The sequence below is a fragment of the Myxococcales bacterium genome (genome assembly GCA_016699535.1).
GTDB lineage: Bacteria > Myxococcota_A > Polyangia > Polyangiales.
Map to the genome: position 1 here is coordinate 3,234,957 of CP064980.1, position 23,034 is coordinate 3,257,990.

A 23,034-nucleotide genomic window follows, 5' to 3' on the forward strand; every position below is an offset into this window, starting at 1 on the left:
TTGATGGCCACTAAATTGATGAGTTTTCATCACAGACAAGTCGCCGCGCTCCGGGACTACACCAGTTCACGTTGGCTTTATCGCCTATACATATTCCATTGACGGACGAGCAATCTGTATCCGAACCGCACTCCGTAATTTTGTTCGGAACACATCCGAGCGTATCGCTGCAACCAAATCCTTCCGGACACATGTACAAACCACTATTCGGATCTGCCTCAGCAGTGCATCGCAAGACACATCCATGAGCATCGAGATGGACACCGCTTTCACTCAATGGCCGCGCGTACAGTTGGCTGCTCAACTGAGAACAGTGACAGTCGGCGTGATAGCTACAGTCGCTATCGTTGCAATCGAGGTCACCGTCACCATCGTCATCTACGCCATTGTTGCAAATCTCATTATAATACGGTTCTTCGACCTCTAAATCACACGTGTTCGTAGGACAAGCAGCGTGATCCAGTACACATTCTAAATCGTCGCAATCTATTTTTCCGTCGCCATCGTCATCTATTTCGTTGTCACAAACTTCGGAATCTCTAAACAGAGAAGGACAAAGCAGTTTCGCCGAATTCACCCCTTGATCACGAAAATGACCAACAGCAGATGCATACACTGTATTGAGTAGCCTTTCTTCAAGATCACAATTTCCGGCATGGCAGATAGCTTTTGCAAGGTCAACGCCCTTGAGCGCAGCCTTACTTCCTTCGAAGCTGATGCGACATTGGTTTTGGGAAAGTTCAGCGTCTGGTCCCAAAAAAGGTGATTTCCAACAATCACCCTGCGGTTGCGCGCTTACAAATTCACTCACCGGCATGTAGTCACAGTCACAGTCCTTGAGAGTCACAGGCAACCCGACCTTCTTAAGCTCTTCAAACAACAACAACGTACCGTAGTTCCACGGGTGATAGTGGGTGGTGCTTGTCCCTGCGCTAAGCGGCAGGGCGCCAGGAATGCCTAGTACCGCAACGCTGGCAGCATCCCAGAGTGCGCCAAGCACATCAAATCCAACGGTAGCGCCCACGCTGAAGCCGTAAACACCTTCGGGCGGATTGTGCAGTTCCTCCGGCGCGATCAGATGGTCGCCATCCAGATCCGTACCCGAACGAAACCAGTTAAGGTCTGCATTTAAAAAACGCTTTAGTACAGGCAGAGGATTTATACCAACCGATGCACCGTTAAAAAATCCATACCAATCGCTTAAACCATTCTCTAGACCATAGGCTGCTCCACCGTACATGCTGAAGCTCGCGCCGCCACTAAAGAGTTTGGAAACATTTGTCCCGTTGCCAGCATATCCGAGCACCATAATCTCTTGGTTGTACAAGTCAGCAACCACATCAATGCCCCGCAACACCGAATCAACGCCTTGTAGTATTTTCAAAGACCCTTTTGCCGAGCCTCCGACAAAGATTGCGGGGTGCATCGCATCATCCGCGAAGCCCTCTGGGATTCCGTAAGGGAAAACATGTTCGAGTGCTTCGCAATACGCCCGGTTGCTCAGTACCGCTGAAGATTCCGATGCGCTATCCATTTCAGTTTCTGGACTACAGGCCGGTATACTGCATGATAAAAGAAGCCATGCGCAGACATGTAAGTAATATTTTGTACTGCAATGCATACACGGCTACATTGCAAAGCCGATGCCAATCCGCAGTGCCTCGTAAGGACTAGACAATATGGAATCGCGGCGCTTATGGTATCCCGATAGCCGAGAAAAATTCTAAGAATTGATAGCAATTAATGAGGTTTTAGACCTCAGGCCGGGAAAGCTAGTTTCCCCAAAGCGGGCCGGCCTTGGGAAGGTCTTTGGCCATGATGCGAGGCGGTTCATGATCCGGATCGCAGCGATACTTTGCAAAATCCGTATAGCCACGCTCACGAAGAAAGTCTTCATCAAGCAACGCGTGTCCGGAAAGCTCAGCAGGATCCGTCGTAAGCACTTCCATCACAGCGTCACACAAAATATCAGGCTTGCGCCAGGTCTTCGGTCCGCCAAGTTTAAAGTTGATGGTCGCTTGAGACTCAATGGCCGTAACGGGCCACAGCGCATTGATGGCCACGCCCTTGCCTTTGAGCTCTTCTGCAAGTCCAATAGCCAGCATTGTCATACCAAACTTACTAATGAGATAAGCCACCTTACCCGGCAGAGCCGATAAATCGATGGGCGGCGAAAACACCAACACATGCCCTGCCCGGCTTTTTAAAAGATAAGGTAACGCTGCTTGCGTCAGAGCAAACGATGCACGCGCGTTCACATTCATCATCAAGTCAAAACGTTTCATGGGCGTCTCAGCAACGTCTTGCCACCATAGAGCGCCTGCATTGTTGATCACAACATCGATACCTCCAAAGGTATCGACCGTTTGCTGGACTAAGTTTTCAATGTCTTCTTGTTTGCTCACGTCGACTTTAAGCGGCAAAGCCTCTGCGCCAAGTCCGCGCACTTCCTCGGCCACTGTATGAATCGAGCCTGGCAAGGTTGGCTTGGGCTGCTCGCTCTTTGCAGCAACCACAACCTTCGCTCCCTCGCTTGCAAAACGCCGTGCAAGAGCTGCTCCAATACCGCGCGATGCACCTGTTATGATTGCCACTTTACCTTTGAGATCTTCTTGCTTGCTCATGTTAGGAAGCATACAGTCAGTTAGCGAAAATGGCACATGTTTTGATCATCGGTTGCGGCTATGTTGGAATAGCCCTCGGACAACGCTTGTTAGGCAAAGATCACGTGGTATGGGCGTTAAGACGCAACCCAGCCGAGCTTCCCGTCTCTTTTAAACCTATTGAAGCCGATTTGCTGGTGCCCAACACCTTACGCCATTTGCCGGATGTTGATTACGTCTTTTACACCGCAGCGCCCGATAGCCGCGATGAAAAAAGCTACCAAGCCATATACTTACAGGGTTTAAAGTACACCCTCGCTGCACTTGAACAGAAAAAACACAAACCCCAGCGTGTGTTTTTCACCTCCAGCACCTCCGTGTACAGCCAAAGCGATGGTCAATGGGTCGATGAAGAATCCAAAACCGATGGCAATCAGCCATCAAGTGAAATACTTCTTCAAGCCGAGAAATTCTTAAAGCAAAGCTCCTTACCCAGCACCGTCGTTCGCCTCTCAGGCATCTACGGTCCCGGACGAACGCGTTTGCTCGAATCCGTCAAAGAAGGCCAAGCAAGCTATTCAGAAGACCAAGTAAGCTATACCAACCGTATTCATCGTGATGATTGCGCCGGCGTCTTGGCTCACTTGATGCAACAGCAAAAACCAGAAGCCCTTTATCTTGCTTCCGATCACGACCCAGTGGATCGAAAAACGTTGCTATGCTGGATTGCCACACGACTGGCCGCACCAGCACCGAAAAGCTCTACCCAGGCCCAAGGGCGCAACCGGAGCAACAAGCGCTGCCTCAACGAAAAGCTACTAAAGAGTGGCTACGTCTTTCGCTACCCAAGCTACAAAGAAGGATACAACATGATCATTGAACGAATGAGCATCCGATGACTCAAAACCATGCGATCCAATTTGGAACAGCTGGCATACGTGCCGTTCTTGGCCCGCTGCCCAATCAAATGAATAGGGATCTGGTGATGCGTGTCACTGCAGGCTTATGCAAGCACTTACTGAAGTGTAGCCCTGAGGCCCCTAAACAAGGCCTCTGTGTTGCCTATGACGGACGAAAACACAGTCTTGAATTTGCTCGAGCTGTTGCGGAGGTCGCCTGCGCGCAGGGCTTTAAAGTCTATACCTTTGAGGACACGGTCCCCACGCCTTTGCTCGCTTTCTCGGTCACAGAACTTGGGGCAAGCGCTGGGGTCATGATTACCGCAAGTCATAACCCACCAGAGTACAACGGCTACAAAGTCTTTTGGCACAATGGCGCACAGATTATTCCGCCTCACGACGAAGGCATCAGCAAAGAGATAGCGGCTCTTGGTCCCAAACAGGATTTTCGCACCCTTGCCTACGCAGAGTTTCAAAAACAAAGAAAGATCGAATTTGTCGGCCGTCAAATCGAAACACTTTATCTCAGCTACATCGAAACACTAGGGCATCAGCCAAAAACAGTCGATTCAATTTGCATTGCCTATACCGCCATGCACGGCGTGGGCGAACGCATCGCACGCAAAGCTTTCTCTCAGCGGGGTTACACCAATTGTCACAGTGTCCCGGAGCAAGCTTTGCCCGATCCTGACTTTCCAACCGTTGCTTTTCCAAACCCGGAAGAAAAAGGCGCCATGGATTTGGTCCTTAAACTCGCTTCCAGAACAGACGCCGACATTGTACTTGCCAATGACCCTGATGCAGACCGGCTTGCAGTGGCCTGCAAAGATAGATCCGGATCATACCATCAGCTAAGTGGCAATGAGGTGGGCGCACTTCTGTGCGAGTACCAACTTCGTCACTCTCGTACGCCGGAAAAACAAAGCATCTTTTGCAGCATCGTCAGCTCGCCGCTCACAGCTCTTATCGCACGTCACTACGGGGCCTACTTTGAGCAAACCTTAACGGGTTTTAAATGGATCATGAATCGAGCTCTCGCTAAGCAAAAAGAGGGTTTTTGCTTAGCGCTCGGTTTTGAAGAAGCCTTGGGCTACGCCCCGAGCAGCGAGGTAGCAGACAAAGATGGCATTTCTTCTGCCATTTTAATGACAGAAATGGCAAGTTTTTATCTCAAAACCGGACAAAACTTGCATGACGTGCTTATCGAGCTCTGGCTGCGTTTTGGTTTTCATCACAGCACAGCACTTAATATTCATCTCGACTCGGAAATGGCCGAGCACATACAAAGCAAACTGGATGCCTTGCGAAAAGAGCCACCAAACCTCCTTGGCAAGCTCGCTGTGCAACGCTTTTGCGACTACAAAACCGGGCAGATTAAAGACCGCGATGGGCGAAGCTCCCAATCAACCTTACCCTCGAGCAATGTGCTTGCCTTTCACCTCGAAGGCGGACATCGCGTGATGATCCGGCCCAGCGGCACGGAACCCAAACTTAAAATTTACCTGGATATCACGCTTCCACTAGCCAGCTGCGAAGCTCTCGCAGAATGTCAAAAACAAGCTAGCGCGATTACAACGCAACTCGGAGATTCCGTGCGAGCTATCTTCACCTAGTGTTCGTTAAACGAACACTAGCCCAACGCTAGCCCACCAATACCCAACCGTTTTGTTCCATCCACTTATGAACGCGCGACTCACGGCCTCCGGCAATAGCAACCGCGACGCGATCAATCTTTGTGCCACAATCTTTGGACATGGGTAAAACTCGCTCTTTTATACCGCAGGCCAAAGGAAGAAAGAGATCAACGGATTGTTCGATCAACTCCACTATTGTATCGCGTGTTACCTTCGAAGGCTTCCACCATTCAACAGTTGCAAAGCCACGTTCAAATTCGATATTCCAAAATTCATGATAACGCGTCTGTCCAAACAGCACATTCAGCTCTTCTTTTTCGACATCCAACGGGGTAATGCTTTGGTGGCCTCGTCGAAGCGCCACCCATGCATTGCCTAGCTTGTACTCTTTGCGTGCTTTGCGAGCCACAAGCATATTAACTTCTTCGCTGGACGTTAATGCGATCAGCCCTCGCCTGCTGCCAGCACCAGCCATGCGAAGCACTTCAGAATCCATCGCATTACCATGGATGGCCGAAAAGCCAGCGTCTTCGGCCATGATCACAGCATCCGGGTGTGAATCAACGAAAATCACTGTTTCACCTGCTTTACGAAGCAAACGCGCCAAAGCTAGACCAATGCCGCATGATCCAACAATAAGATATCCAGAAATGGGCACTCGCACACGTAACAAGGTCGCCACAGTCTTAGCACCAAGCCCCTCAACCACCACGGTGGTTGCAATCAAAAGAAACACCAAAGCCCTTAGCTCGCTTGCTTTGCTCTCGCCCGAAGCCAGAAGCACTTCCGCAAACAACGAAGCAGCCGCAGCAGCAACGATGCCTCGGGGAGCCATCCAGCTAAGAAAAAGTTTGTCGCGCAAGTTAAAGCGAGAACCGGATGTCGAAGCCCAAACGGCAATGGGCCGAATAACCACCATCAGCGTAAGGACCGTCATCAGTCCATTGAAACCTAGACTCACTACTTCTGCGGTACGCACGCTAGCGGCCAAAAGCACAAAGAGCATGGCAATTAGCATTACTGTAAGCTGCTCTTCAAAGTCCCGAAGCTTGCCCAGGCGCTGGATCCCCATATTACCCACGGTTAGGCCCGCTACAGTGATGCTCAAGATGCCACTTTCTGGCAGCAACAGGTTCGATCCTTCAAACAAAACGAGTACATAAGCAAGGACAAATACATTCTCGAGTCCCTCAGCGATGGATCGCTTCGAGCGCAGCAAGGCACCAACGAAGAAGCCACCGACAAGACCGGCCGCCGTTCCAAAAGCCAAGCGAGAAAGTAAACCAAGCGCGCCAATCGCAAAGGCATCGCCGTGCCAATCCACAACGACCTCAAGCACAACCGCCGCAACAATCGCACCGATGGCATCACCAAAAACACCTTCGGCTTCAAGCACGGTAGCCAAACGCGGAAGAAGACGAATACGTCTAACAATGGGCTGGATCACTGTAGGACCCGTCACGATGACAAGCGCACCAAACAAAAAACAAAGTCGCCATGACCATTGCATCCAATAACGCGCTGCCAGTGTTCCGCCGATTGCCGTGATCAGTGCCCCAACAGTAATCAGACGACGAATGCTCGAGCCTCGCTTTCGTAGACTCTTAAGATCGAGAGCAAGCCCACCCTCGAAAAGAATGACCGCAACCGCTGTATGCACGAGGTCTCGAAGTGCGGGACCTAGTTGTTCCGGATGCACAACGCCGAGCACATCGGGACCTAGCACCACCCCAAGGCCAAGCAAAATAGCAATGCCAGGGATACCTGTGCGCCGCCCAAGAGACTGGGCAATCATACCCAACAGCAGCGCTAGCGCGATCATAAATAGGCGATGGTCCATTAAACACGGTCGTCTGTTTCCAGGCTCAAAAACGAGCTGGGGTCACTAACGCTTCTTAAATTAAGCTTCAGAGCAGAATGGACAAATCTACCGCCAATGTCGAGCCCAACGAACATTTTGCCTTAATCTGCGAATAAAACGGCATAAAACATGGCGTTAAATTTTTGCCAACTCGCTCAATCGCATCATCTACATACCGCGTTTTAGCTGCCGCGGCTGATGAGCAAAGTTGCAGCATGAGTTTGACTGGCTACTTCCAATACCAACTGACTAAAGATTTTATGATTCGCGTCAGGTTTCTGTACACCCAAGATAACCAGATCATGTTGCATTGCGCGCTCGCGAATAAGTCTTGCAGCATCGTCGCTACGAAGCACCTCAGCAACGTTGGCCCCTGCGGCTTCTTCATCTGCAAAACGCTTAAGTTCTCGCTCAATGACTCGCAAACGCGCAGGGGTCGTCTTTTCAGGCACGACTCTTAAGAAATTAATTGTCCGCTTACCCATACGTAAAATTGCACCGAGAAGCCGCGCTCTTAGTTCATCATGCGCTCCTAGACCACCAACAGGAACCAAAATGGTCTTAACTTTATCGAGATCCCAGCCCTCCGGGGCACGCAGCAAGGTTACATGACAATCCAGCGCAGAAACGAGTTCTTCAAACTGCTTTGAACTCTGTTCCCGATCAAAGTAGGTTAATCCCATTAAAACGATTTGGCAGTTGTGCACATTCGCTACGCGAATAATCTCAGGCCAAGGCTTATCCGCTATAGTAATCAAGCCCTCTGGACGATAGCCAGCGCTAAGCGCACGCTCGAGGGCCTTGTCCAAAAGCGCAGCCGTTCGGCGTAAATCCTGTGGCGGCACAGACTCGCCCTGTCGAAGCGGCGTACTAAGCACCGAGAGCAAAAGCACCCGACCAACTTGAGTTGGCGCAAGGGCAGAAGCCACACCCACTAAAGGAGCAGCCGAATCTGGATTTGCGATGGGCACAAGCACCAACGGAGAACGTCCTCGCAACCTGACAAGCTCCGGATCCTGCGCTTCTGCACGTGCATCCATAACCTCTGCGCGTCCGGCAAACAACGCAAAATAGAGTGCAACGCCCAAACCAAGCCAGATAAGCACGATGGCACCAGCTTGCGGTACGGCAATGGCCTGATAGCAGGCAAGACAAAAGCAACTTACCCCACCCACGACGGGCACCAGTGGAAACAAAGGGGTTCGATAGCATTTCCTTACGGGCGTTACGCGCTTGCGCGCCAAGATCGAAGTGTAGTGTGCAAGCGCAAAGGCCAATAAGAAAATGAGACTTGATGCGGCACCGGCAGCTGCCAAGTCATGCATCATTAACACAATGGCAAGCAGAGTAAGAACGCTAAGATAGGTGGCCATAAGTGGCGTGCCATAGCGTTTATGCCGTATGCCCACCACCCACGGCAGCGTTCGATCGTCGGCCATCGAAAGGGAGACACGCGACGCGGCTAAAATACAGGCCTGTAAAGCGGACAGGGTCGAGAGCACCGCCGCAACAAGAACCAACCAAAAACCTGTTTCCCCCATGTAGTGTTTTGCCGCAACAGCAAAAACGGTGTCCGGATGATGTTCGGCCAGCTCATGAATATGCTCACCGCTTTGCACACCGACCGTCGCCATTAGAAACAAAAGCGGAATATAAATAAGCAACGCTGCGCCAAGCGATAAGAACATGGCCCGCGGAATATTGCGTTCCGGATGTTTGACTTCGCCTCCAACTGCGGCAATTAAATCAAACCCCTGCAGAGCAATAAATGTAAAACCCATCGCGCTTAGCAAGCCTGCAACACCGCCTGGGAACAACGGACTGAGCGCTTCTGTGGTTTCCAATAAGGGCTGCTTTGCAAAAGCGAATGCCCCAGCGCCAATCAGCACCAAAAAGACAAGCACTTTACCAACGGTCGCCCAGTGGCCGCCTCCTTTGCGGCTTCGAAGCGCCGCGAGTGCATATGCGGCTGTTGCACCCACGCTCAGCAACAACACTGTGCCGCGCGCCGTTAGAAAAGAAAAATCGCCTGCACCAAACACTTCGGTAGCCAGCGCTTGAAGCAACGTCGATCCATAGGTTGCAAAACCAAGCGCATAAAGCGCTCCAGCTACGATGTACGCAAACCACAGCACCCAGCCGACGGCAAAAGCCGCACGCACGGAAAGCACTTTTTTAGCAAAGACATAGGCTCCTCCCGTTTCAGGAAAAGCGCTCGACATCTCAGCAAAACTCATCGCCGTTAAAAAAGCAACGACACCATTGAACGCAATCGCAAGCACAGCGCCTGGACCGGTGCTTGAAAAAGCAGCACCCGCCAAGACCATGATACCACCACCCACGATGGCCCCCACGCCTATAGCGGTAGCTCCCCACAGTCCTCGATGTCGCGTCTCACTCATACTCCGGGGCATTGTACGGGCCATCACCTATTAGCGGCAAGTTCGCCTAAATTTCGGGCAACCCCTTTGCACTACCTAGAACAACATCATACAAGCGCAACATGAAAACGAGTTCCAGGACAGTATTGAATCGTTTTCCTTTCTTTTACGGATGGGTTATCGCTGCCGTAGCAACGGTCGGAATCCTGATGAGCATTCCCGGTCAAACCATGGGAGTTAGCGTCTTTACCGATCCTTTGTTACGAGCCACCAAACTATCACGGCTTCAACTTAGCAACGCCTATCTTCTTGGCACCATTCTTAGCGGAATTCTGCTGCCCTGGGGAGGCAGCGCACTGGACCGTTATGGAGCGCGCCTTACCGCAACCCTATCGACTTTTGTACTTGGTTTAACCTTGGTCGTTTTATCGCGCATTGATCGGATTGCCGCATTTTTGGGCAGTGTGCATGCTTTTTTTGCCAATCAAGCCTTCGCCACCGGATTGTTGGTTGTTGCTTTTCTTTGTTTGCGTTTTAGCGGCCAAGGCATGCTCACGATGACTTGCCGCACCACAATCGGCAAATGGTTTGATAAAAGACGTGGACTCGTGGCCGGCATCACTGGCGTAGTGGTCTCCTTTGGATTTGCTTCGGCACCCTTGTTTTTAAACAAGTGGGTCACTGCACACGGTTGGCGAAGCACCTGGGTGGAAATGGCCATGGTCGTAGCTTTTGGGATGGGCACGCTTGCCTGGTTGCTGCTTCGCGACAGCCCCGAAGAGCTGGGTCTGCAAATGGACGGCCAAAAGACAAGCCTAACGGAAAACACATCACAAAAGCTCGTGCGTGAAGTTGAACAGCCAGAGTACACGCGCGCTCAAGCTTTGCGCACTATCGTCTTTTGGGCGCTCACCTACGCTGTGGCTTTGCAAGGATTGGTCATCACCGGCTTTACATTTCACATTGTCGACATCGGTGCCGACGCGGGCCTCGATGCACATCAGGCCGTCGCGATTTTCTTACCCATGGCTGCCGTAAGCACGCTCATGAATCTTACCACGGGCTATCTTTCCGATCGCGTTCGCATCCGTTATCTGCTGATGGCGCTTGCCGCATTTCAGTGTATCGGAGCACTCGGCGTCACACACTTTGCATCCTTTGCGGGACGGGCTTTTTGCGTGCTTGGTTTCGGTGCCGGCGGCGGCATGTTCACCATCCTTACGACCGTCGCACTCCCAAGGTTTTTTGGACGCAAGCACCTTGGCGCCATCAGTGGCCTTCAGATGATGTGCATCGTCATTGGCAGCGCACTTGGTCCAAGCATGTTTGCTCTTGCTCGACAACTATCCGGACACTACACGCCCGCTCTGCTGCTTTGCGCTGCTCTGCCTCTTGGACATTTTATTCTTGCGCTCTTAAGCAACCCGCCTGCGCCACGTCACTTGGAACGATAAACGATCATTCCGTGACTTAGGTCATAAGGCGAAAGTGCAACCGTAACACGGTCACCCAAAATAACGCGAATACGAAACTTACGCATCCTGCCGCAAAGCTGCGCACGCACGATAGCGCCTGCATCGGTAGTTACTTCAAACTGACCACCCGCAAACACGTTGGTAATGACCCCTTCAAGTTTGACGTGATCGTCTCGCCCGGCATCCTCTTCCTGAGCAAAATCCTGTCTATTTCTTCTACGTTTCGCCACAACACGTCCTTCTTTGCGCTGGTCGTATAAGGCCTTCTTCTAACGATAGCCAGCTATTTCACAAATTTTCGGTTTTATTTCTGCAGTTTTTGCAGAATACCGAAAGTCTCAGAGACAGGCATTAGAGCACTAACCTTATGTAAATATTGAATTTTCATGCCTAAGCCCCGTTTGCCAGCACGAAAAAAACCAAAGAGACCTCAAAAGGCCAACGCATCGATACTTCGATCCTTGTTGCCACACGTTTCGGCATTGAAAAGAATGAAAAAAATTCGCATAGTTCGGGCCCACGACTCCTTAAGAGCGTTTGTTGGAGGTATTGATGTTAAGTATTGGCGACAGTTTTCCAGAGTTCAAATTGCAAGCTTGCGTAGGCACCGAAGCCGGCAAAGAGTTTAAGCAAATCTCTCACGACAGTTTTCCGGGCAAGTGGAAGGTTGTTTTCTTCTGGCCGATGGACTTTACTTTTGTGTGTCCCACGGAAATCGCTGCCTTTGGAAAAGCCAATGCTAGCTTCGCGGAAAAGAACGCCGTTCTTCTTGGTGCGAGCACCGACACGCACTATGTGCACCTTGCATGGCGCAAAGATCATCCAGACCTCAAAGAGCTCCCTTTCCCAATGCTTGCCGATACCAAGCGTGAGTTATGCGAAGCTCTTGGCATACTGCACAAAGACGCGGGCGTTGCCTTGCGCGCCACCTTTATCGTGGACCCTGAAAACACCATTCGCTTTGTAAGCGTCAATGACCTTTCTATCGGACGCAGCGTCGATGAAGTGCTGCGCGTACTGAGCGCTCTTCAGACCGGCGAGCTATGTCCCGTTGAATGGAAACCCGGACAGGCAACATTGTAATGGTACGCTACTCAACATTGTGCATTCTTAGCTGTGTGTTGCTGGCATGCGGAGCTCCGAAGCAGCCAGCACAAAACCAGGTCAGTCACGAAGCTGCCCCAAGCGAGGGAGAAGAGCCCAGCCAGGCTCCGTCCGACGAAGTGCAAGTCGTTGGCACTGAAAACGGATTAAATGCGCCAACGAATGTCGCCGCTGCACCACCAAGTGCCGAGCGCAGCCCAACAGGTCTTGCCTGGCAAGTACTCACGCCTGGACATGGGCACGATCATCCCACGGCAACGTCGAATGTCCGAGTGCACTATACCGGATGGACCACCGACGGACGATTGTTTGATAGCTCAGTCAAACGCGGCGAGCCAGCAACCTTTCCACTCAACCGTGTAATTCCGGGCTGGACCGAAGGCCTTCAGCTGATGAGCGAAGGCGAGAAGCGACGCTTCTGGATTCCTGCGCACCTGGCGTATGAAGGTCAAAACGGCCCACAAGGCACTTTGGTCTTTGATGTCGAACTGCTCGAGATTCTGGACTAAACAATTTAGCGGTAAGGATTGCTAAGAACTTCTTCGCCTGAAGCAGCGGGCTTGCCTGCAGGGCGACGCGGTGTGGTGATGCGCTTACGCACCCGAGGTTGAAGCTGATCCTCTTGGAGCGCTTGCTCAACGACTTCCCCTTTCTTTGCGGTGTTGACGGCTTCCGTGCTCTTAACCTTTGTGGCAAGCTCGCTTTTTTCGATCGGCGGAGCAGGCACCACATTTGAGGAAGGCTTTGTTTCTTTCGTCACATCTTCAGAAAGCTTTGTTTCGGATTTTCCCGACGCTACAGCCGGTTTGTCGTTCTTCTCTTCATCGTCTCCACCCGAGATAAGTGCGGCAAATAGCGCGACTACAATAGCCAACACAACACCGCCAATCGCCATTTTCTTAGTTGGAACGCGAGGTTTACTAAAAGAACCGGTATCACGACTGAGTTCTTTAAGTTCAGCTATCGGGTAATCGGTGACCGGCGTTCGTTCATCATCCTCGGAAACATCGACCTCGATGGGGACCGACAATGTAGAGTCTTTGGCTAAACTCCTAAGCGAAGTATTGATGGCTTCATTCTCTTTTGCAAGCTTCTCGCTTGCCAGTCGTTGCAAAAACAAAGCAACTGCTCTTGAGGGCGCAACCCCCCTACCTCCGGAGCGATTTTTTCAATCGCCTCAATCATTTCCTGAGCTGTTTGAAAACGCTCGTCCATTGGCTTGGCCAACGCTTTCTTCAAAAGCGCATCGAAGTTCGAAAGCTCAGGCTTGACGCTCGAAGGCGGCGGCGGCTCCAAGACAAGAACTTTGTGCAAGGTCTCCGCATTGGTGCGCCCACGAAACAAACGTTTTTGAGTGAGCGACTCCCACAACACAACGCCCATCGAAAACAAATCGGAACGCTGCTCGACTTTACCATGCGTGGCTTGCTCTGGCGCCATGTACGAAAGCTTGCCTTTGAGCTGTCCGTGCCGAGTGGTTGAAATATTAACTTCGGCTTTAGCAATACCAAGATCAGTTAAGCGCGAAATGCCATCGGAGCCGACCAGCACGTTTTGCGGAGAGATGTCGCGGTGCACGAGGTTTAGCTTCCTGCCATCACGATCGATCAAGTCATGTGCGGCAGCGAGGCCATGCAAGGCATCAATAATAATGCGAAGTACAATCGTGACCGGAACACGCGCTTTGCTTGTCACGCTTGTTTTTAAAATGGATGCGAGATTCTCGCCCTCGACATATTCCATGACAAGGAAATAGCCATCCATCGGAGACTCAGAGATGTCCAAAGTCGCCACAACATTGGGATGACGAATCCGTGCAGCAAGCCTGGCTTCATCCAAAAACATGTTCACGAATTGTTCTTCGTCAGCGAGGTGTGAATGAAGCGTTTTAATAGCGACAAGACGCTCAAAGCCAGCCATGCCGCCGTGTCGTGCTACATAGACGGAACCCATACCGCCGGCAGCCAGAAGATGTAAAATGTCGTAGCGGCCCAAACGCTGGCCAATCAGCTTCTTTCTATCGTTGGAATTGGCGTTTAAAGCACCTTCTCCCATTCAAAACCGACCCCATAATGCAGCACCCGCGCCACCTGGCATCGCATAAGCCGAAGCCTGTAAACGAAAACCAGACGAAGCTACTTCATCTTCATCGTCTGAGTTGCTGCTGTTCCAATCTGTTAGAAACACACCCATGACTGTCGTTGCCACAGCCAAGCCAGCCGTCACACCAATGAGCACATTGGTGCGAAGCTCTAAATCTTGTCCCGCTGAATAACGTTCTGGTGTGGGATCTTTCTTGTATTCATCGGCAGCCGATGATGTATCCAGCCCCGACCAGACGGTGACGCCTAAAGCGACAGCCGTAAGACCAGCGCCAACCCAAAAGAAGACCGGCGATAAACCATCGCTCGAACTGCTATCCTCGGGGTTATCTGCTGGGGTCTCGCTGGACTCCTCGCTATCGGCTAGCTCTTCTGAATTGTCATTGCTTTGCTCTTCGCCGGACGGACCTACCAGGGCGACCACCTTCTGCTCGCCAGCTTCGCCGGAAACACTCTGCTCTCGGTCGCCATCTTCAAAGCTTGCTACAATGGTATGCTCATCACCCGCCGAAAGGAAGATGGACGGGAAGTATTCGCGCTCGTCATCAATGCGTATTTCACAATCTTCACACACAAGGTCCACGCGGAAATACTTCGCAGCGGCTCGCTCGAGGGCTTCCTTAGCATCGCTGGTCATGCGATGCACTCCATACTCTTCTTGTAAGGCAAGAGCGGCCGTGCCAGCACGCTTGTCATCTTCAGCGCGCAAGTAGGCCTTGATGGTCTGAAGCAATGCGTTGACGGATGGAAGCAGTCGGTAGGCAGTTTCATAGAAACGTCCAGCTCGCGCAAAATCTCCCGCTACGTAAGCCTTCGATCCACGGTCATACGCTGCAGCAGCCGCGGCGCGCTTCTCGGCACTCTGCGGATCATTCTGAGCAAAAACCTGTACGCTGCTAAGGAACATGCACACTACTGCCAATGCACTCAACAATCTTACGGTGATGCTTTTTTTAAAGCCCCATATCCTCATCAGAGAGTTTGCTCCTTCGCTCGTGTCCAAAGCCAATTATGCAACAAAAACTGTGGTGGAGTACAGCAAATGCCGATCTGTGTGCGTGTATGTAGCGCTTTTCGCTACCTTGAAATGCCCAAGAGTGTGCGCGTTCCTGCATGATTTGCCTAAGATCTGGATAAAACACCATTTTCAGAAGCGATCCAAAAACGAGCGCCAAGCTCCCTCAAATGACATCGCCGCTCGTGCGTTTAGCGAAAATCGCTTGGCTTGAAGTCGGCAAAAGCAACTAACTCTGCTGTGTGTACTGCGGGGAGCCCACGCCAAAACACCCACCAGTTGTTGCTGCGTTGCATCCCATCGCAGTGTTTCTGATACCAGGGCAAGATGGGATTGTCGGGCCGCGCCCGCCAAAAGAAGCCTTTGTGTTGCGCCACAACAGCTTGCCACAAGTCACCACCAACGCCTTCACCGCGTGCATCTTTGGTGACTGCAAACTTATCGAGATAATCACCAAGTGGCGTGCAGCGCATCAAAGCAAGACCGCGAAAGTTTTCCTCAAGGTAGAGCACTCCTTTTTGCTTTTCCCAAAATGCGTCATCCAGACGCCTGGCAAAACTGGCTTCAATGATTTGGTTTAGCGCAGCTGAATCCAGCGCGGAAAAATTTGTATGTCGCGTAATGCTGCTTCCCCAACGCAGCAAAGTACCCGCCCCTTTGATCGAAAAAAGTTCGCGTAACAGCTCCAACGGAGAAGTGATAGCCACCAAAAAACGTCTGCCTTCGCTCTGCTCGATCCAGGCTTTAGAGAGCTCAAGCATCGAGCGCTGCTCGCTTCCCAACGTAGGCAGCGCTTGGACAAAGGAGTCCAGCTGATCGAGCCGTAGCGCGGGCACACGCTCCTGCCCCTGTACAATCGCGCCGCGACGATGCAAAAAGACAAGCTTCTTAGCGCGAAGTTCTTTGATAAACACAGCAATGCGTTCTTTGGGGTCCTCGCTCTCGTCAATCACCAGCAAAGGAATACTTTCGTTCTTTAGCGCGCGTTTGGCTGCTTCTAAATCTGTTTTGCAAAACTCGGCCGCAACCTCACTTTGCAAAAGCAAACTCTCAAGCTTCTGGGCCCTGCGGGCCGAACTTGCCTGTTTACTATCAAGCCCCACCACCACAAGGGGAAAAAGACCGAGCAGCGAAAGCACTTTAAGGTCCAAAGCAACAGCCTCAAGCGCATCTTCAGCCACGCCGCGCTGCACCGAAATAACAGCAAAACAGTCGCTTTTCTGTTCATGAAAGAGCTTGAGATAGAACTCCGCTTCCCCTGGTGGCGCAACGCTCTGCAAAAAACGCTGCATGGCTTCGGCATACTGCATCTTGATTATCCTTCGAATGGCCTTATATTAGATGGATGGCTCTGTTGCAAAATGGTTCCGCCACGCTGCAAACAGATTCATAGTTCTTTGAAATTATGGGGGCGAAATGGTTTCGACGGGGATGTCGAAGCGCTAGTGGCGTGCCGTCGGTCTTTGGGACGACGTAAAAACCTCAGAGAAACAAACGACTGCAGATAACGCAGAATTCGCTCTCGCGGCCTAAAAAGCCAAAGGAGCCGTTGAACCGAAGAGCCTGTCAGTGCTCTCGGGGAGGCGTCGTTGAACTGGCTAGCTAACTCCGGGCAGCTCGGGAGCTAAGCGAAATAACAGAGCTGATAACTTTGGTGAAAGCCTGTTTGTGGGCGAGCCCCAAAGTGACACCAAAACACAAACTACGCATGTAGAAGCTATCGTAGAGGATTCGCGGACCTGGGTTCGACTCCCAGCGCCTCCACTATGTTTTGAGCAAAGCTCAAAACCAGTTTATTGCTGTTCGTCGTCAGACCTGAACTTGTGCAGCTCCGTGGACTTGCGTCCACTCCGCCATGCAAAAGTTCACATATGTCCGACTCCCACCGGCTTCACTATGTTTGTGGTCGGAATTTTCTTCGATCGCTCAACGATTTCAAATCTGTCGCGATTTGATGGTTCGAGATGTAACGCGACGCGTCGATAAGGTCCCTGACTTCACTCAAAAGGACACTGAGGCAATGATTTGGAAATCTCACCCTTGGAAGAAGTCGCTGGAGAGACTAGCAAAAGACTTTCGCAAGCGGCAATTGCAACGACGATGGGGCGAAGCGTCGCTAGCGAAAGTTGAACAGAACTTCTTCATAGCGGCGTTCTCCATTCGAAAACTCAGCGAAGGACAAAAGCTGTCGGACGAAATCGAGGCCATGTCCTTGCCGATCGTTTCGTTCAAGCCCACTGCTCGGAACGCCGACCTTCTCAACTGGCACAAGCTTGACATGCTGTATTATTTGGACGCTCCCAAGTCCGCTCGATTGGGTCTGCGGGCGTTCTGCAATCAGGCGATTCATAGCTTCATCTTCGTCCCGAAATGCGATCCATGCTTGAGCGGTTTCTATTTCAGCTCCGACCAATCGCGACACTTTTCGCTCTACTATCTCTCGGTCGACGCGCTAATTGAAACAATCGAACGCGTCGCAACCGATGACGTCCTAAGCGTTCAGATACAGAGGGACCCAGTTACCGGTGAGCTTTCCGTGGCCCAGAAATCTAACAAGGTTCCACCACGCTCGAACTGAGGCCCTTCCACGCTCTCGTATCGAAATTGATGTCCCGATTCAGACAGTCATCCAGGCTTCTGTAAAAATATCCCGGATTTATTAGGGCGAATGCTTCGCCATAACTTTTGCTCCATTAGGGATTTTCGATAGTATTGTTCCATGCAATGGGATGAAAACCTCACAGGGACCGCTCTCTCGATAGCCAGCACCGATAGATCACCTTTGCGTGTATTGGCCGGGCCTGGGACCGGGAAGTCTTACGCGATGAAGCGACGTATCATGCGTCTACTACAAAAAGACGGTGTCGATCCCTCTAGAATATTGGCGGTTACATTTACACGAACGGCAGCTGGTGACTTAGTTAAGGATCTTCGCAGTCTAGGAGTTTCCGGGTGTGAGAAAATTGATGCCGGAACACTTCACAGCTTTTGCTTCCGTATACTAAATGACAACGACGTGTTTGGACACATTGGTAGAGAAGCTCGTCCTATTCTGACTTTTGAAAAATCTAAGGTTTTGAAATTTGAAGCAACACCTCTTCTCGCTGATTTAGATGACTCGGAGTTTGAAGCCAATAGAAAAAGGACTAACCGCATTTTAGCATTCGAGGCAGCTTGGGCTCGTCTTCAATCAGAACAACCAGGGTGGCCATCAGATCCCACTGATCAAAAATTCCATAGCAAACTCCTAGAGTGGCTGAAATTTCATAAAACCATGCTTATCGGTGAGCTAGTCCCGCTGACCCTCTCATACCTGCGAAATAATCCTCAAGCGGATACCCTATTTTCATACGACCATATCGTTGTCGATGAGTACCAAGACTTAAACAAAGCGGAACAAGCGCTTATCGATCTATTGGCCAAAACTGCCACTCTTTCGATAGTGGGTGATGGCGATCAATCAATCTATAAGTTCAGGCATGCAAATCCCGAGGGTATCATTGAGTTCAATAACGCAAGGCCCAACACCCATGATGTAACATTGAGCGAATGCCGGCGGTGCCCTAAAACCGTAGTAGCTATTGCTGATTCACTCATTCGTCATAATAAGCCGGGAACGCTTCAACCGACTCTCAGACCTTTGGCGCAAAATGCGCCGGGTAATATAGTGGTCGTTCAGTGGAAAAGGCTCACCGACGAAATCGCGGGAATCGCAGACTATATTCATTCTATCGTCCAATCCGGAGAGTCGTTGAGCGATGTTTTGCTACTATGCCCCAGGAAACACATAGGATACTTAGTCCGTGATCGCTTGAAAGAAGCGAACGTGCCTTCTCACTGCTTCTACAACGAGGAAATCTTGGAAACAGCTGAGGCTCAGGAAGCCTTTGCGCTACTCACCTTGCTGGCGAAACCGGATGACCTCGTAAGCCTTCGTTTCTTACTTGGTTGCAAGTCCAATAGTTATCTCAAAGGAGAGTATAGAAAACTTCGAAATTACTGCGAGGAACAGAACAAAACACCAAAGGAGGCTCTGGAGCAAATATTAGTTGGTGAAACCGTACCAAAAATTCCAAAGCTGATTTCCAGGTATAAAGACCTCAAACCGCGACTAGGGCAACTCAGATCTCTAAGCGGCGAATCCCTTGTTAATGAATTGTTCCCGGCTGACTCTGAGTGGGCAAATGGGGTACGAGACGTCTATGAGACGTTCGATGAGGATGGCCTCGCCCCGAAGCAAATCCATGAACGCTTGCGAACGCACGTTACGTCCCCGGAGGTGCCTACTGGAAATTTCGTGCATATTATGAGTCTCCACAAGAGTAAGGGCTTGACAGCAAAAATTGTGATTGTGATGAACTGCGTTGAAGGGCTCGTTCCTTATATCGACAGAAAAGAAAGTCAGTACGAGGCAACTCTAACAGAACAAGAACAAAGGAGACTTTTTTATGTGGCAATCACGCGCACATCGAAGACATTGGTTTTGTCTTCATGCACAAAAGTGGAAAAGAGCCTCGCCCACAAGTTGGGTATGAAAGTGCGAGGGTTTGGCCGAACAGCAAATGCAATCGCCAGCAAATTTCTAAACGAGCTCGGGCCACAGTGCCCCGAGGCAATAACGGGTGAGACCTGGAGAGGAAAAGACTTCCATATCTGACAGATTTCGCCCCCCCCCCGAAAAAAACAGATCTCGTGGTGTGCCCTAGGGGCGGAGCACACTGCCGTTCCTCAACACTTGATCACCTACACACGGGACGATTTGCCCTGAAATACGGATTCTGTTTCGGAAAGGCTCCTCTATGAAATACAAACATCCAGCTGAAAAAAGTGTTGCGTTGGTAATCCTAGGAACGGTGCTGGTTTGCTTCAGCGCCATTACCATTCCTGTTCAAGCACAGTCCTCACAGGAAATAGAACTACTGGTATTCTCTTACGAAAAAGCAAGCTACGGATCTGCCGGTAAAAAACTTTTTTTAGGATGCTTAAACTGCGAACCCTCGTCACCAATCTCCATAATAAATGAAAATGGTAAACATGGTCCCGGCTTCATAGGTGCTATGAGCGAACAAAACCTATGGAGCGTTCTCTCACCATTTCGTAGTAGTATCGACAATAAATCTATATGCAATACTATGGCTGATTCACCTCCAGTGATTGTCGACCGCAAAGGAAATTTCTACGGACGCCTGACGGTTAGCAAATTTCACACTCAGCGTTCACGTCTTACAATCGCGCAATTGTTTGCAACCGCACTATGCAAAAGCCGCTGAGGATCAGCAAATCGCCGCAAGTTGCATGTCTTAGTGAACTTTACCCAACAAGATTTGATGACACGGGCAGATAGTTCTGGGGACATGCTTTAGAAAAGCACGTAAAATAATATCAATAGTTTACAAACTTGACCGCGAAACCATTATCTTTGTCGACAGTTTCGCGGTCGGGTTTGTAATTGCCTGTGGCCGTTTGACTATTTGGGTCAAAGCATGTCCCCAAGAAACAGAGCTTGATCACACATGTAGATTGCTAGATTAGCCCCAGTGCGCAACAACGATTCTACTGCACGCAGTTATTGCCGCTATATGACCAGCGAACAATGGAGTTGTTAAGGTCCACTTCGAAATATGTCGTACAATAGTATGTGACCGTTTGTTTTGGGTGACTATATCGTTCTTCTTGGACAGTGTTGTTATAGCTGTTGTATTTATACGTCGCGGTCTCATTTGGCCCGTACTGAGGCATCTCCACGGTGTTGCTACGGTGGTACACAAGGAGCTTATTACCGTTAGGCGCCTGGTTGATCGCATAAGGATACCCCCAAGCACTAACCAGCGAATCGACATGTGAGCCCTTCCAGGAGTTGAGTGTCTTTTCGTAGTTAGCGGTTGTCGCGCAGCAAGTCAGTATTAGCCCGATTGCAATAGCAAGTACATTGGAATGTGCTTGCGAATCATAGGGTGTCTCCATGCTCTTCGTCTTTCCAATCAGGTTAAGCGTATCCTGTGTCATTGCCGCTTCATTAACCGCATCAAGCGGCAACGCCACCGCAATCAACTTCTTAACCGAACGTCCCATCATCTTCAGCCCCCGAACCATTGCAAAAGGAACATCCAGTCTACGGCAACAAATCCGAGCATCCCAGCAAACAACATAAAATCGGTACGATGGTGAACTCCATCGCTATACAGTTTCATGCGTTTCAATTCAGTGTGGGTTTCGGTGTGCCCCGCACCCCGACCAAGAAGTTTCCTGACATAACTTTGTAACTTATCTTCGTTTACACAATGAACGATTCTGGTGCAGCGGAAGGTAAGTCTAAAAAAGATGGTCAGAAGAAGGGGAAGTTTTCCTGCTGGATTTTACGCGATTGTGCTTCGGGGCTAGCAGCTCTCGGAACTGCGGCAGGCACTCTTTTGCTAGGCGTTGCAGCGTCCTATGCGGCTTGCCAAACCAATGACCTGTTTTCTGAAGTTCTAAAAATTCAAAGGAAATCGGATGAAATAAGCAGCGCTGTGGCTGATGTCAAAGCAGCAACAACCCAACTGAACAGGGGTCAGGTCGTGTTTTTGCTACTTGTTGTCTTATTGGCGCAACTTCTACACCGTTGGGACGATAACGCTACATGTCGCGCCCACTCCGCATCGACGCTCCCGGCTACTGGCACCACGTGATGTCGCGGGGTGCTGCCTTTCAAAACATTTTTCTCTGCGATGAAGACAGGGTTGTTTTTCTCGATTTGGTAGCAGATTGCTGCTCGCGGTGGGGATTTATCATTCATGCATTTGTGTTGATGGACAACCACTTTCATGTTTTTCTGCAAGACTCTCTTGGCCAACTCAGTCGAGGCATGCGCCATCTCATCGGGGTGTACACGCAAAGGTTCAACCGGAAGCACCGCCGAGATGGCCCACTTTTTCGTGGACGATTTCGCTCCAAGGTGGTGCAATCAACTGAATATGCCAATAGTGTCGTTGACTACATCCATCGTAACCCAGTGGAGGCGGGTCTAGTAACAGAAGCCAGCAACTATCCATGGTCAAGCGCCAGTGAAAAAGCGCTTCAATTCGGCATTCTTTGTGAAGCCTCGCTCTGTCTCAGAGACACCGATGCCGAGACGACGATGCTGGTTTATCATCCTTCGAATTGTGGCCCGGTTTGGGGAGATGCAACTTTTTTGAAAGAATGCAGGGCCGTGGTCAATCAAGTGCCGACGAAGGCAACTCCAAACGTTCCCGATGGCCGTAGATTATCTCGCCCTTCACATCATGAGATTGTCAAGTGCATTGCCCATGCAGAAAATATTAAGGCACCGTACATTCTGAGTTGCCGCAAAGCAAAGAAGCACCCGGCTCGATTTGCAGCGATGGTGCTTTGTGCAAGATTCAGTGGATTATCGGCGCAGGCACTAGGCGCGTATTTTGGGGTCAGTGCTGCTGGCATTCGTGCCGCTGTGTGGCGTTTTCGCCATTCTGAATCGCATCGGGATTCGATCAGACACCTGCAACACATCGTGGAAGAACATCTCGCTCATCCACGTAGGGCACTAGACTCAAAATCGTTGGCTAGTAGCAAAAACACGACCTGACCCCGATTCTTATGGAAGCAACTCCCGGAAGTTACCACTCGAGCCACCCATCAACTCAAAACATCACTTCAACGCTACACAAAACACGTTTCTTTCCTTCTTTTCCTAAAATGCCTTGTCACGTTTTAAAGGACCGCCCTTCTTGCTATTCCGAATCTCGAACAATATTTCGTGCTTTAGAGAGCAAATCGTTGTAACTCTCATCGAATGGCTCAGAGAGCGAAGATTCTAGCGAAGACTCTATATCCCATAGCACTCTTTGCTCGGCCTGGTCTTCAAAAGTCGCACTATTTGATTTGTTGAAACGTGATAGCCACTCAAAAAAAACAAGCGCCTCATCTTGTGACAGTAGCAACTTAACTTTCTTATCGGTCATGG

Annotated in this window: 21 protein-coding genes and 1 other RNA gene; 11 read left to right on the forward strand and 11 right to left on the reverse strand. The window is 50.5% G+C overall.

The genetic code is table 11. The annotated features are described in order from the left end of the window. Window positions 1–10 precede the first annotated feature (10 nt). Both IPJ88_15255 and IPJ88_15260 read right to left on the reverse strand, forming a co-directional pair. On the reverse strand, window positions 11–1,534 hold the full coding sequence (locus tag IPJ88_15255; GenBank protein QQR89537.1) for a hypothetical protein: 1,524 nt from the start codon (window positions 1,532–1,534) through the stop codon (window positions 11–13). 238 nt (window positions 1,535–1,772) lie between these two features. Next, window positions 1,773–2,624 (reverse strand): SDR family oxidoreductase, encoded by an 852-nt coding sequence (locus IPJ88_15260; GenBank protein ID QQR89538.1) that lies wholly within the window; start codon window positions 2,622–2,624, stop codon window positions 1,773–1,775. 29 nt (window positions 2,625–2,653) lie between these two features. Here IPJ88_15260 and IPJ88_15265 point away from each other — a divergent pair, with 29 nt between their 5' ends. Beyond that, the gene (locus IPJ88_15265; GenBank protein ID QQR89539.1) at window positions 2,654–3,502 is read left to right on the forward strand and encodes an SDR family oxidoreductase; all 849 of its coding nucleotides are present in this window, start codon (window positions 2,654–2,656) and stop codon (window positions 3,500–3,502) included. Beyond that, window positions 3,499–5,115, forward strand: a complete 1,617-nt coding sequence (locus tag IPJ88_15270) for a phospho-sugar mutase (GenBank protein ID QQR89540.1) — start codon at window positions 3,499–3,501, stop codon at window positions 5,113–5,115. The genes IPJ88_15265 and IPJ88_15270 overlap by 4 nt, the downstream gene beginning before the upstream one ends. Window positions 5,116–5,143: 28 nt before the next feature. Here IPJ88_15270 and IPJ88_15275 read toward each other — a convergent pair whose 3' ends face one another. After that, window positions 5,144–6,976, reverse strand: coding sequence for a cation:proton antiporter (locus IPJ88_15275; GenBank protein ID QQR89541.1), 1,833 nt, complete (start codon window positions 6,974–6,976; stop codon window positions 5,144–5,146). 203 nt (window positions 6,977–7,179) lie between these two features. After that, the gene (locus IPJ88_15280) at window positions 7,180–9,399 is read right to left on the reverse strand and encodes an amino acid permease (protein QQR89542.1); all 2,220 of its coding nucleotides are present in this window, start codon (window positions 9,397–9,399) and stop codon (window positions 7,180–7,182) included. A 188-nt stretch (window positions 9,400–9,587) separates the two neighbouring features. Between IPJ88_15280 and IPJ88_15285 the strand changes: the two genes are divergently transcribed. Beyond that, window positions 9,588–10,832, forward strand: coding sequence for an MFS transporter (locus tag IPJ88_15285; protein ID QQR92055.1), 1,245 nt, complete (start codon window positions 9,588–9,590; stop codon window positions 10,830–10,832). Here the strand turns inward: IPJ88_15285 and infA are convergent. Continuing rightward, complete coding sequence (infA, locus tag IPJ88_15290) at window positions 10,817–11,083, reverse strand: translation initiation factor IF-1 (GenBank protein QQR89543.1); 267 nt, start codon at window positions 11,081–11,083, stop codon at window positions 10,817–10,819. The two genes, IPJ88_15285 and infA, sit on opposite strands and share 16 nt — an antisense overlap. Before the next feature lie 322 nt (window positions 11,084–11,405). Here infA and IPJ88_15295 point away from each other — a divergent pair, with 322 nt between their 5' ends. Both IPJ88_15295 and IPJ88_15300 read left to right on the forward strand, forming a co-directional pair. Then, a complete protein-coding gene (locus tag IPJ88_15295) occupies window positions 11,406–11,936 on the forward strand; it encodes a peroxiredoxin (GenBank protein ID QQR89544.1) in 531 nt (176 codons plus the stop codon). Then, window positions 11,936–12,466: an FKBP-type peptidyl-prolyl cis-trans isomerase gene (locus IPJ88_15300; protein QQR92056.1), complete on the forward strand. Its 531-nt coding sequence runs from the start codon at window positions 11,936–11,938 to the stop codon at window positions 12,464–12,466. The genes IPJ88_15295 and IPJ88_15300 overlap by 1 nt, the downstream gene beginning before the upstream one ends. Window positions 12,467–12,471: 5 nt before the next feature. On the opposite strand, the gene IPJ88_15305 is transcribed toward IPJ88_15300, so the two are convergent. From IPJ88_15305 to IPJ88_15320, 4 genes are all read right to left on the reverse strand, one after another. Beyond that, complete coding sequence (locus IPJ88_15305) at window positions 12,472–13,071, reverse strand: hypothetical protein (GenBank protein QQR92091.1); 600 nt, start codon at window positions 13,069–13,071, stop codon at window positions 12,472–12,474. Further along, window positions 13,002–14,012 (reverse strand): serine/threonine protein kinase, encoded by a 1,011-nt coding sequence (locus IPJ88_15310; GenBank protein QQR89545.1) that lies wholly within the window; start codon window positions 14,010–14,012, stop codon window positions 13,002–13,004. Before IPJ88_15310 ends, IPJ88_15305 begins: the two co-directional genes overlap by 70 nt. Next, window positions 14,013–15,032, reverse strand: a complete 1,020-nt coding sequence (locus IPJ88_15315; protein ID QQR89546.1) for a hypothetical protein — start codon at window positions 15,030–15,032, stop codon at window positions 14,013–14,015. Window positions 15,033–15,265: 233 nt separating this feature from the next. Beyond that, entirely contained in the window at window positions 15,266–16,384 is a 1,119-nt protein-coding gene (locus IPJ88_15320) for a hypothetical protein (GenBank protein QQR89547.1), read from the reverse strand. 97 nt (window positions 16,385–16,481) lie between these two features. Here IPJ88_15320 and ssrA point away from each other — a divergent pair. From ssrA to IPJ88_15340, 4 genes are all read left to right on the forward strand, one after another. Next, window positions 16,482–16,841: a transfer-messenger RNA gene (gene ssrA, locus IPJ88_15325) on the forward strand. A 253-nt stretch (window positions 16,842–17,094) separates the two neighbouring features. Next, window positions 17,095–17,652 (forward strand): hypothetical protein, encoded by a 558-nt coding sequence (locus tag IPJ88_15330; GenBank protein ID QQR89548.1) that lies wholly within the window; start codon window positions 17,095–17,097, stop codon window positions 17,650–17,652. Window positions 17,653–17,793: 141 nt separating this feature from the next. Beyond that, on the forward strand, window positions 17,794–19,731 hold the full coding sequence (locus tag IPJ88_15335) for an ATP-dependent helicase (protein ID QQR89549.1): 1,938 nt from the start codon (window positions 17,794–17,796) through the stop codon (window positions 19,729–19,731). A 142-nt stretch (window positions 19,732–19,873) separates the two neighbouring features. Continuing rightward, window positions 19,874–20,344 (forward strand): hypothetical protein, encoded by a 471-nt coding sequence (locus tag IPJ88_15340; protein QQR89550.1) that lies wholly within the window; start codon window positions 19,874–19,876, stop codon window positions 20,342–20,344. A 283-nt stretch (window positions 20,345–20,627) separates the two neighbouring features. Here IPJ88_15340 and IPJ88_15345 read toward each other — a convergent pair whose 3' ends face one another. After that, window positions 20,628–21,149, reverse strand: a complete 522-nt coding sequence (locus IPJ88_15345; protein ID QQR89551.1) for a hypothetical protein — start codon at window positions 21,147–21,149, stop codon at window positions 20,628–20,630. Between the two features lie 206 nt (window positions 21,150–21,355). Here IPJ88_15345 and IPJ88_15350 point away from each other — a divergent pair, with 206 nt between their 5' ends. Beyond that, window positions 21,356–21,742 (forward strand): hypothetical protein, encoded by a 387-nt coding sequence (locus IPJ88_15350; protein ID QQR89552.1) that lies wholly within the window; start codon window positions 21,356–21,358, stop codon window positions 21,740–21,742. Next, a complete protein-coding gene (locus IPJ88_15355) occupies window positions 21,694–22,656 on the forward strand; it encodes a transposase (GenBank protein QQR89553.1) in 963 nt (320 codons plus the stop codon). The genes IPJ88_15350 and IPJ88_15355 overlap by 49 nt, the downstream gene beginning before the upstream one ends. 145 nt (window positions 22,657–22,801) lie before the next feature. On the opposite strand, the gene IPJ88_15360 is transcribed toward IPJ88_15355, so the two are convergent. Then, window positions 22,802–23,032: a hypothetical protein gene (locus tag IPJ88_15360; GenBank protein ID QQR89554.1), complete on the reverse strand. Its 231-nt coding sequence runs from the start codon at window positions 23,030–23,032 to the stop codon at window positions 22,802–22,804. Window positions 23,033–23,034: the final 2 nt, after the last annotated feature.

Coding starts and splice junctions, on each gene's coding strand:
- IPJ88_15265 (QQR89539.1), top strand. CDS start 2,654: ATGGCACATGTTTTGATCATCGGTTGCGGCTATGTTGGAATAGCCCTC.
- IPJ88_15355 (QQR89553.1), top strand. CDS start 21,694: ATGTCGCGCCCACTCCGCATCGACGCTCCCGGCTACTGGCACCACGTG.
- IPJ88_15330 (QQR89548.1), top strand. CDS start 17,095: ATGATTTGGAAATCTCACCCTTGGAAGAAGTCGCTGGAGAGACTAGCA.
- IPJ88_15295 (QQR89544.1), top strand. CDS start 11,406: ATGTTAAGTATTGGCGACAGTTTTCCAGAGTTCAAATTGCAAGCTTGC.
- IPJ88_15360 (QQR89554.1), bottom strand. CDS start 23,032: ATGACCGATAAGAAAGTTAAGTTGCTACTGTCACAAGATGAGGCGCTT.
- IPJ88_15280 (QQR89542.1), bottom strand. CDS start 9,399: ATGAGTGAGACGCGACATCGAGGACTGTGGGGAGCTACCGCTATAGGC.
- IPJ88_15275 (QQR89541.1), bottom strand. CDS start 6,976: ATGGACCATCGCCTATTTATGATCGCGCTAGCGCTGCTGTTGGGTATG.
- IPJ88_15320 (QQR89547.1), bottom strand. CDS start 16,384: ATGCAGTATGCCGAAGCCATGCAGCGTTTTTTGCAGAGCGTTGCGCCA.
- IPJ88_15335 (QQR89549.1), top strand. CDS start 17,794: ATGCAATGGGATGAAAACCTCACAGGGACCGCTCTCTCGATAGCCAGC.
- IPJ88_15255 (QQR89537.1), bottom strand. CDS start 1,534: ATGGATAGCGCATCGGAATCTTCAGCGGTACTGAGCAACCGGGCGTAT.
- IPJ88_15300 (QQR92056.1), top strand. CDS start 11,936: ATGGTACGCTACTCAACATTGTGCATTCTTAGCTGTGTGTTGCTGGCA.
- IPJ88_15270 (QQR89540.1), top strand. CDS start 3,499: ATGACTCAAAACCATGCGATCCAATTTGGAACAGCTGGCATACGTGCC.
- IPJ88_15315 (QQR89546.1), bottom strand. CDS start 15,032: ATGAGGATATGGGGCTTTAAAAAAAGCATCACCGTAAGATTGTTGAGT.
- IPJ88_15340 (QQR89550.1), top strand. CDS start 19,874: ATGAAATACAAACATCCAGCTGAAAAAAGTGTTGCGTTGGTAATCCTA.
- IPJ88_15285 (QQR92055.1), top strand. CDS start 9,588: ATGAGCATTCCCGGTCAAACCATGGGAGTTAGCGTCTTTACCGATCCT.
- IPJ88_15310 (QQR89545.1), bottom strand. CDS start 14,012: ATGGGAGAAGGTGCTTTAAACGCCAATTCCAACGATAGAAAGAAGCTG.
- IPJ88_15345 (QQR89551.1), bottom strand. CDS start 21,149: ATGATGGGACGTTCGGTTAAGAAGTTGATTGCGGTGGCGTTGCCGCTT.
- IPJ88_15350 (QQR89552.1), top strand. CDS start 21,356: ATGAACGATTCTGGTGCAGCGGAAGGTAAGTCTAAAAAAGATGGTCAG.
- IPJ88_15260 (QQR89538.1), bottom strand. CDS start 2,624: ATGAGCAAGCAAGAAGATCTCAAAGGTAAAGTGGCAATCATAACAGGT.